This window comes from Mesorhizobium sp. M4A.F.Ca.ET.050.02.1.1 (assembly GCF_003997725.1).
In the GTDB taxonomy this organism is placed as follows: domain Bacteria; phylum Pseudomonadota; class Alphaproteobacteria; order Rhizobiales; family Rhizobiaceae; genus Mesorhizobium.
Genome location: NZ_RZSG01000200.1, coordinates 1 through 8,575, shown reverse-complemented (window position 1 = coordinate 8,575; position 8,575 = coordinate 1). Strand labels below are relative to the sequence as shown.

At 65.8% G+C, this 8,575-nt stretch carries 9 protein-coding genes, 1 pseudogene and 1 riboswitch; of the genes and pseudogenes, 5 read left to right on the top strand and 5 right to left on the bottom strand.

The window, feature by feature from the left end; all coding sequences use genetic code 11:
- Both EOA33_RS40480 and EOA33_RS15505 read left to right on the top strand, forming a co-directional pair.
- Positions 1-150, top strand: a pseudogene (locus tag EOA33_RS40480) (LysR family transcriptional regulator); the annotation flags it as partial.
- Between the two features lie 94 nt (positions 151-244).
- Complete coding sequence (locus tag EOA33_RS15505; protein ID WP_126058084.1) at positions 245-1,045, top strand: 1-acyl-sn-glycerol-3-phosphate acyltransferase; 801 nt, start codon at positions 245-247, stop codon at positions 1,043-1,045.
- Positions 1,046-1,071: 26 nt separating this feature from the next.
- Here the strand turns inward: EOA33_RS15505 and EOA33_RS15500 are convergent, their stop codons facing one another.
- The 3 genes from EOA33_RS15500 to EOA33_RS15490 form a co-directional block, all read right to left on the bottom strand.
- A complete protein-coding gene (locus EOA33_RS15500) occupies positions 1,072-1,689 on the bottom strand; it encodes a LysE family translocator (protein ID WP_127405996.1) in 618 nt (205 codons plus the stop codon).
- Positions 1,690-1,795: 106 nt separating this feature from the next.
- Positions 1,796-2,743: an aldo/keto reductase gene (locus EOA33_RS15495; protein WP_126058082.1), complete on the bottom strand. Its 948-nt coding sequence runs from the start codon at positions 2,741-2,743 to the stop codon at positions 1,796-1,798.
- Between the two features lie 121 nt (positions 2,744-2,864).
- Positions 2,865-3,401 carry a gamma-glutamylcyclotransferase gene (locus EOA33_RS15490; protein WP_126058081.1) on the bottom strand — a complete coding sequence of 179 codons (537 nt, stop codon included), beginning with the start codon at positions 3,399-3,401 and terminating at the stop codon, positions 2,865-2,867.
- A 115-nt stretch (positions 3,402-3,516) separates the two neighbouring features.
- On the opposite strand from EOA33_RS15490, the gene EOA33_RS15485 reads away from it, so the two are divergent.
- Together EOA33_RS15485 and EOA33_RS15480 are read left to right on the top strand one after the other, a co-directional pair.
- The gene (locus EOA33_RS15485) at positions 3,517-4,515 is read left to right on the top strand and encodes a DUF2125 domain-containing protein (RefSeq protein WP_126058080.1); all 999 of its coding nucleotides are present in this window, start codon (positions 3,517-3,519) and stop codon (positions 4,513-4,515) included.
- An 88-nt stretch (positions 4,516-4,603) separates the two neighbouring features.
- Positions 4,604-5,515 (top strand): sugar kinase, encoded by a 912-nt coding sequence (locus tag EOA33_RS15480; RefSeq protein ID WP_126058079.1) that lies wholly within the window; start codon positions 4,604-4,606, stop codon positions 5,513-5,515.
- A gap of 27 nt (positions 5,516-5,542) precedes the next feature.
- On the opposite strand, the gene EOA33_RS15475 is transcribed toward EOA33_RS15480, so the two are convergent.
- Together EOA33_RS15475 and hisC are read right to left on the bottom strand one after the other, a co-directional pair.
- Entirely contained in the window at positions 5,543-6,481 is a 939-nt protein-coding gene (locus EOA33_RS15475) for a prephenate/arogenate dehydrogenase family protein (RefSeq protein WP_189347623.1), read from the bottom strand.
- 5 nt (positions 6,482-6,486) lie between these two features.
- On the bottom strand, positions 6,487-7,596 hold the full coding sequence (gene hisC, locus EOA33_RS15470; RefSeq protein WP_126058077.1) for a histidinol-phosphate transaminase: 1,110 nt from the start codon (positions 7,594-7,596) through the stop codon (positions 6,487-6,489).
- A gap of 138 nt (positions 7,597-7,734) precedes the next feature.
- A riboswitch (SAM riboswitch) is annotated at positions 7,735-7,812 on the top strand.
- A 117-nt stretch (positions 7,813-7,929) separates the two neighbouring features.
- On the opposite strand from hisC, the gene metX reads away from it, so the two are divergent.
- Positions 7,930-8,575, top strand: a 646-nt coding sequence (metX, locus tag EOA33_RS15465) for a homoserine O-acetyltransferase (RefSeq protein WP_127405995.1), incomplete at its 3' end; no start/stop codon positions are given.

Here is an 8,575-nt window from a genome sequence, read left to right as displayed (position 1 = left end):
CTGCAGGCCGTGCTGCGGGAGTTCGAGCCGCCGCCATGGCCGGTGCGCCTCGTCCATGCCGGCCAGGGCCTGCTGCCGGTCAAGCTGCGCGCCTTCCTCGATTTCGCCGCCCCCCGCCTGAAGGAGCGTCTCACGCAGGCAATGTGGTAGGCTCGGGAATCGGGATTGTCCCGACCTCGGCCCGTTTCCTTTTTGCCCGCGCTTGGTGTAACCAACGCACTCGTTCTCACCGGGCCCTTCCCGCATGCTCTATGTCCGCTCGCTGGCGTTCAACTTCGTCTTCTATGTCAGCCTGGTCGTCCAGATGATCCTCTGGACCCCGTACTATTTCCTGTCGCCGCGTCACCGGGCCTGGTTCGTGCCGAAATTCTGGTCGCGGAGCTGCATGTGGCTCTACGACAAGATCGCCGGCACGAAGAGCGAAATCACAGGCGTCGAGAACTTGCCCGAAGGGTCCTTCATCCTGGCGCCGAAGCATCAGTCCTTCTGGGATGCGATCGCCTTTTTCCCTTATCTCGATGACGCGCTTTACATCCTGAAGCGGGAGCTGACCTGGATCCCCTTCTTCGGCTGGTACATCATGAAGATGCGCATGATCCCGGTTGACCGCGGCAGTCGCTCCAAGGCGCTGAAGGCGGTCGTCGCCGCCACCAGAGCGGAAATGGACCGCAATCCGCGCCAGCTCATCATCTACCCCGAAGGCACGCGCCGCGCTCCGGGCGACGAGCCGGCCTACAAATACGGCATCGTCGAGATCTATTCGCAGCTTGGCGTCCCGGTGGTGCCCGTCGCCCACGTCGCCGGCCTCTACTGGCCGCGCCGCAAATTCCTGCGCTATCCCGGCACCATCAAGGCCCGCTTCCTGCCGCCGATCCCGCCGGGACTGGCCAAGGACGAGTTCATGCAGCGGCTGATCGGCGAGACCGAGGCAGCCTGCGACCAACTCCTCGTCGAGGCCTCGCGCGCGCCGAACCCGCCGCCAATGCCGCCGACGGCGGCGAAGCGGCTGGCCGAGCTTGCGGCCGCCGAAAAGGCGAAGGCCTGAACCGCAGCCTCTTGACGCCGGCCCGCCTATGGCCAGGCCGCCAGTGCCGTCGTCAGCACCAGTGTCGCCGCGAAAATCAGGTTGATGATCCGCGAGGCCAGCGGCCGCCGCAGGAAGCGGGCGAAGGCCGCACCGGCGAGAAGCCACAGCACGTGGATGGCGACGATCATCAGCGCGAGCACCACGAGCCTGGTCGAAATTCCGAGATCGGCGACGCCCGACGAAGCGCCGGCGAAGACCGCGGCGATCGCCACATAGGCTTTCGGATTGGCGACCGCGAGCAGGAACCCACCGGCGAATGTCGGAGGCGCCATCCCGCTCTCGCGCGCCGCCAGTGGCGGCGCCGTCGCGATCCTGTAGGCCAGATAGAGGATGTAGGCGGCGGATGCGATCGCCAGCACCGGCGCCATGCCCGGCAGCGAGGCAAAGATCGCCATCACGCCGGACGCCACCACCAGAAGCACCATCGTGGTGCCGAGGATGATGCCCGACGTATAGCGCAGCGAATGGCGCAGGCCGAAGGCGGCGCCGATGGCGGTGACGCTGATGGTCGCCGGCCCCGGACTGCCCATCACCACGGTGGCGGCAAACACCAGCGCCAGCACCTGCTGCCATGGCTGCGTGAGGGACAAGAACCCAGCCATACGCCTTTCCCGCATCCTGTCGCGATGCGGGAACGCTATGCGCAAGCGGCATCCCCGTCTTGAACGATCGTGCAACAGCGGGCGAAACACCGCCGGCCCTGCGGCGCTAGGCGCTGGCCCGGTCCAGCGCCGCGATGTCGTCGGCATCGAGCATCAGCGATGCCGCCCGCACCAGGCCGTCCATCTGGGCGAGCGTCGTGGCGCTGGCGATCGGCGCCGCGATGCCCGGCCGCGCCATCACCCAGGCCAGAGCCACCTCCGCTTGCCTGGCCGAATGCCTTGCCGATACCGAATCGAGCGCGGCGAGGACGCGCATGCCGCGCTCGTTGAGGTAGCTGGCGACATCCTCGCCCCGCTCGCTCTGGCCGAGATCGGCCTTGCCGCGGTATTTGCCGCTCAAGAATCCCTTGGCGAGACCGAAATAGGTGATAACGCCGATATCCTCGGCCACGCAGAGATCAAGCAGCGGTCCGTCGAGCGACGACCGATCGTACAAATTGTATTCGGGCTGAAGAACCTCATAGCGCGGCAGGCTGCGCAGGCTTGCCACGTCGAGCGCCGCCCGTAGCTGGCCGGCATCGAGGTTTGAGCAGCCGACATGGCGGACCTTACCCTTGGCAAGCAGGCTCTGATAGGCGCCGAGCGTCTCCTCGTAGGGTGTCGCCGGGTCCGGCCAATGCGACAGATAGAGATCGATCACATCGGTTTGCAGCCGCTTCAGTGATGCGTCGACCGCCTTTTCGATATAGACGGCGGACAAATCCCGCCTGCCCTGGCCCATGTCCGAGCCGACTTTGGTGATGACGACGATCTTGTCGCGGTTGCCGCGGCTTTTCATCCACTTGCCGATGATGGTTTCGGACTCGCCGCCCTTGTTGCCGGGAGCCCAGCGCGAATAGACGTCCGCCGTGTCGATGGCGTTGAGGCCGGCATCGGCAAAACGGTCGAGCAGGTCGAAGGAGATCTTCTCGTCGGCGGTCCAGCCAAAGACGTTGCCGCCCAGGACCAGCGGCGCGATGGAAAGTTCGGTGCGACCGAGACGGCGTTTGTGCAAGATTGAACTCCGTGATGATTGGGATGATGCGGGGCAAGCCCGGCTTGGGGGCAGCAGCTAAGCTAGGTCTTGGATTGCCGAGGTCAAAGGCCTGGCCCTTCTTTTCCGGCAGGCCAGCGCTTCACAAAGGCGCGACCCGCCGCGCCACCTCTTCCAGCCAGTGGTCGCGGATGCCGAGCGCCTTGAGGTGCTCCAGCGTGCTCAGCACATAGTCCTCGTTCCTGCCGGACTGGCCGGCTGCGCCGCCAACGATGCCGGCCGCATGGGCCGCATCGAGCGCGCCGGCATACTGCTCATGCGCGCGGTCGACGATGTAGGCGACCGCCTTGATCGTCTTGCGTGCCTCCGTCCCGTTCCCGTCGAGCCGGATGTCCAGCGTGCGTTCGACATAAACGCTGGTCACCAGTTCGCGCTCGCGCAGATAGGCGAGAACCTCGCCCCGCAGGTCGCCGGGCACGCGGAACGCCAGCCCGATGCAGGAGCCGCCACGGTCGAGGCCGAGCACCAGGCCCGGCCGCTGCCGCGTGCCTCGGTGCACGAAGGAATAGACACAAAGCGACCGCCGATAGCCGAAAAGGCGCGCGCGGCGCGTCTCGACATGCGCGAATCCAGGGCGCCAGATCAGCGACCCATAGCCAAAAACCCAAAAATCGCCCATATCGCCAAGCCTGATCGCGTGAGTCCCGACCGCACGCCGGAATCAGTGTTTCCGTCTTCCGCTTGTTGCGTAACAACCGTCCGCCCGCAATATCAGGGGCAATGAGAGCTCCAGCATGACGTCAACTGACCAGCGCCCGCCGAACTTTCGCCGCCGGCTGTTCTGGCTCGCCGCTTTCATTGCAGTGCTGTTCGCCATCTACAGCGCCGGCTGGTTCTACCTCGCCGATCGCGTCAGGGCCGAGGCCGACAAGGCGGTGGCCGCGCTCAACGCCAAGGGCATCGAGGCCGGCTGCGCCAACCTGACCGTCAGCGGCTATCCGCTCAGTTTCGCCATTTCCTGCGACACGCTCGCCTATGAGGACGATGCCAGGAACCTCGCCGCCTCGACCGGCAGCTTCAATGCCGTGGCTGCGATCAACCAGCCCCTGTCGCCTGTTGCTGATCTACGCGGGCCGCTCAGGACCTCCATGCCCGGGATGACGCCGCTATGGATCGACTGGGACAAGCTGCGGGCGGATGCGAAGCTCTCCTGGCCGCTGCCCCGGCGCGTCGCGCTGAAGGCCGAGGGCCTGTCCGGCCAGACCGATCCGGCTGACAACAGTGATCCTGTCGAACTGTTCTATGCCGGAAAGGCTGCCGGGCAATTGCAGCCGAATGGCCAGGACATCGGCTATGCCGGCAGTTTCAACGATCTCGAGATCGACGCCGATGCTATCGGCGGACGCGTGCTGCCGCCGCTCGACGGTAGTGGCGAGGCGACGCTGAAGAACGGTGTCGTGCTGATCAGGACGCAGCCGAAGAGCCTGCGCGGCCAGTCGGTCGACATCGCAAAGCTCGATCTGTCGTCTGGCGAAGCACGGATAACGGTGTCCGGGCCGCTATCGGTCGATGCCGACGGCCTGATCGACGCCGACCTGACGATCAAGCTCAGGAATCCCAAGGCGGTGGCGGCGATCCTTGGCGGCGCCATTCCCGAGCGCAAGAGCGAGATCGAGCAAGGCTTTGCCGGCCTGGCGATGCTCGGTAACGAACCGTCCATGCCGCTCAGGATCGTCAAGGGCAAGGCCTCGCTCGGCTTCATCCCGCTCGGCAAGATCAAGCCGGTCAACTAGAGCATGGTTCCGAACCGAGGGCCCGCGTCAGCAAAAGGTGGAAACAGGTCTTCGGACAAGATCATGCTCAACAAGAGATTGCGAGCAGATGGATAAACCGGTCAAGCTCCTGAGTGTTGGCGCGTTCACCCTCGACACGATCCTTCGCCTCGACACGCTGCCCGTGCATCAGGGCAAGTTCATCGCTTCCGATGGCGTCCAGATCGCCTCGGGCATGGCAACCAGCGCCGCTTGCGCCGCCCGCCGTCTCGGCGCCGAAGTCTCGCTCTGGGCAAGTGCGGGCGATGATGCCGTCGGCGACCAGCTGATTGCCGAGATCGAGGCCGAGGGCGTCGATTGCAGCCTGGTCCGACGTGTGGCCGGCGCGCGCTCGGCGCTGGCCGCGATCCTCGTTGACGCGCATGGCGAGCGCATCATCGTTCCGTTCTACGACCGCAAGGCGCAGGCCGACCCCGCTGAATTGCCCGCCGATCTCTCCGCCTTCGACGCCGTGCTGGTCGACGTCCGCTGGCCGGGCGCCGCGGCGCTCGCCCTGAACGCGGCGCGCGCCAATGGCCGGCCTGCGATCCTCGATGCCGATACCGCGCCGCTGGAGGTGCTGGAGCAGTTGTTGCCGCTGGCCACGCACATCGTCGCTTCCGAACCCGCGGCGCGTATCGTCTGCGGCCATGCGCTCGATCCGGAAACCGCCTGCGCCGATCTTGCCAGCCGTACCGACGCCTTTGTCGCGGTCACCGGCGGCGCGGCGGGAAGCTGGTGGCACGACCGTTCCACCGGCTCGGTCCGCCATGTCGCGGCGCCGAGGATCAAGGCGGTCGATACGTTGGCGGCCGGCGATGTGTTTCACGGCGCCTTTGCCGTCGGCCTCGCGGAAGCTATGCCGCCCGAGCAGGCCTTGCGCTTTGCCAGTGCTGCGGCGGCGCTCAAATGCCAGCGCTTCGGCGGCCGGCTCGGCGCCCCGGACCGGGCAGAGACGCTGGCCATGATGGCGGCCCACTGACCCGGCGATTAGAAGCTCTAGACGCGCCTATCCCTTGGCGCCGGGATGCTCGACGACCTGGCGGCCGAAGTCCGGCACATCGATGTCCTGGCCGGCCGCGATGATCGAGCGGCGGACCGCGCGCGTGCGCGTGAACAGGTCGAACAGTTTCTCGCCGTCGCCCCAGCGGATCGCCCGCTGCAGCGAAGCAAGGTCCTCCGAAAACCGCGCCAGCATTTCCAGGATAGCGTCCTTGTTGTGCAGGCAGACGTCGCGCCACATGGTCGGGTCGGACGCGGCAAGGCGAGTGAAGTCGCGGAAACCGGAGGCGGAGTACTTGATGACTTCGGTCTTGGTCACCGATTCCAGGTCGTCCGCGGTCCCGACGATGTTGTAGGCGATGATGTGCGGCAGGTGCGAGACGATGGCCAGCGTCATGTCGTGATGCTGCGGATCCATTGTGTCTATGTTTGAGCCGCAGCGCCGCCAGAACTCTGAAAGCCTTTCCAATGCCGCGGGATCGGTGCCGGGCACCGGCGTGAAGATGCACCAGCGGTTGTCGAAGAGGTCGGCGAAGCCAGCGTCCGGTCCGGACTTCTCGGTGCCGGCCAGAGGATGGCCAGGAATGAAGTGAACGCCGTCAGGTACATAAGGCTGCATCTGCGCGATGACCGAAGCCTTGGTCGAGCCGACATCGGTGAGGATGGCGCCCTTCTTCAGCGCCGGCGCGATCTCCTCCGCCACTTCGCCGGAGGAGCCGACCGGCACCGAGACGATAACCAGATCGGCATCGCGCACCGCTTGCCTGGCGTCGGTTGCGTAGGAATCGCCGAGGCCGAGCTCCTCGGCCCGCGCCAGCGTGGCGGGGCTGCGGGTGGCGATGGCGACATGGCGGGCCAGGCCCTCGCGGCGGATGACGCGGGCCAGCGACGAGCCGATCAGGCCGATGCCGACCAGCGCGATCTTTTCGAACATCACAGGTGCCATGGCGCTCAACTTTTCAGGAAGGTCGTGAGGGCGGCAATCACGCCGCGATTGGCTTCTTCGATGCCGACGCTCATGCGCAGCGCGTTGGGGAAGCCGTAGCCGGAAACCCGCCGCAATATGTAGCCGCGCGCCGTGAGATAGTCGTCCGCCGCCGCCGCCGAATGCTTGCCGTCCTCGGGGAAGTGGATCAGCACGAAATTGCCGACGCTCGGCGTCACGCGCAGCCCGAGCTTGGTCAGTTCGTCGCTCAGCCAGGCGAGCCAGGTTTCGTTATGCGCCACGCTGCGCTCGACATGGGCGCGGTCGCGGATCGCCGCGATGCCGGCCTCGATCGCCGTTGCGTTGACGTTGAAGGGGCCGCGCACGCGGTTGATCGCGTCGACGATGTGCATGGGGCCATACATCCAGCCGATGCGCGCGCCGCCAAGGCCGATTTTGGAGAAGGTGCGGGTCATCACCACGTTCTCCGCGCTTCCCGCCAGTTCGATGCCGGCCTCGTAGTCGTTGCGGCGCACATATTCGGCGTAGGCCCCATCCAGCACCAAGAGCACGTTCTTCGGCAGGCCGGCATGCAGCCGGCGCACTTCCTGGAACGGCACGTATGTACCGGTCGGATTGTTGGGATTGGCGAGGAAGATGATGCGGGTCCGCGGCGTCACCGCTGCCAGGATCGCGTCGATGTCGGCGCGCTCATGGGTCTCCTTCACCGTGACCGGCGTGGCGCCGGCCGACTGGATGTAGATCTTGTAGACCATGAAGGCGTGCTCGGTGATGATGGCTTCATCGCCGGACGCAAGATAGGTCTGCGCCAACAGGCCGAGAATCTCGTCGGAGCCGTTGGAGCAGATGATGTTCGCAGGGTTGAGGCCGTGCGCCTCGGCGATCGCCTCGCGCAGCCGCCTGGCGGTGCCGTCGGGATAGACGTCGAGCCTTGCGGCAACCTCCCGCGCCGCCTCGATCGCCTTCGGCGAGGGGCCGAGCGGGTTCTCGTTCGACGACAGTTTATGGACCTTGGCGACACCGGCAGGCGCTGTGCTCTTGCCGGGCACATAGGCTTCGATGTCCATGATGCCCGCGCGGGGCGTCGGACGTGCCTTGTCAGGTGTCTGGTTCATGTCCAAAAGTCCGTCGAGGATGCCTCCAACCGAAGGCCGCAGCGGAAATACAAGCCGTGGCCGCGAATGTCGAGAGGGCGGCAAGGGCGCGAAAAGCCCGACCGTTGACGCCGAGCCGCGCTGGCCCTAGAAGAGCAGCGACAGTTCCGTGGTGATTTGGCCGGTCGGCTTGCAGCCACGTTAAACAATTCGCTAAAGGGCCGTTTGCATCCTGTAACCGGCTTTGCGAAGGCATTGCCGGTTTTTTGTTGCCCGCCGCCGGCCGGACAGTCGCCTGGTCCGGAAACCGGAATCGGTTTCCGGAAACCACGGTGCCTAATGTAAGAGGATGTTATGGCCGTTCTGCGCGCCGCAAAAACCAGCAACGAGGCCGACAATCCGTCGAGCCCGGTGTTGCGCTTCGGCGCCGACAAGCCGCTCAAGCTCGATGCCGGCGCGCTGCTGTCGCCGTTTCAGATCGCCTACCAGACCTATGGCACGCTGAACGACGCCCGCTCCAACGCCATCCTGGTCTGCCACGCGCTGACTGGCGACCAGCATGTCGCCAGCACCAATCCGGTGACCGGCAAGCCGGGCTGGTGGCAGGTGTTGATCGGTCCCGGCAAGATCATCGACACCAACCGCTTCTTCGTCATCTGCTCCAACGTGCTGGGCGGCTGCCTCGGCTCGACCGGCCCGGCTTCGACCAATCCGGCCACCGGCAAGCCCTACGGCCTCGACCTGCCGGTCATCACCATCCGCGACATGGTGCGGGCGCAGCTGATGCTGGTCGACCATTTCGGCATCGAGAAGCTGTTTTGCGTGCTTGGCGGCTCGATGGGCGGCATGCAGGTGCTGGAATGGGCGGCGAGCTATCCCGAGCGCGTCTTCTCGGCGCTGCCGATCGCCACCGGGGCACGTCATTCCTCGCAGAACATCGCCTTCCACGAAGTGGGCCGGCAAGCCGTCATGGCCGATCCGGAATGGCATGGCGGCAAGT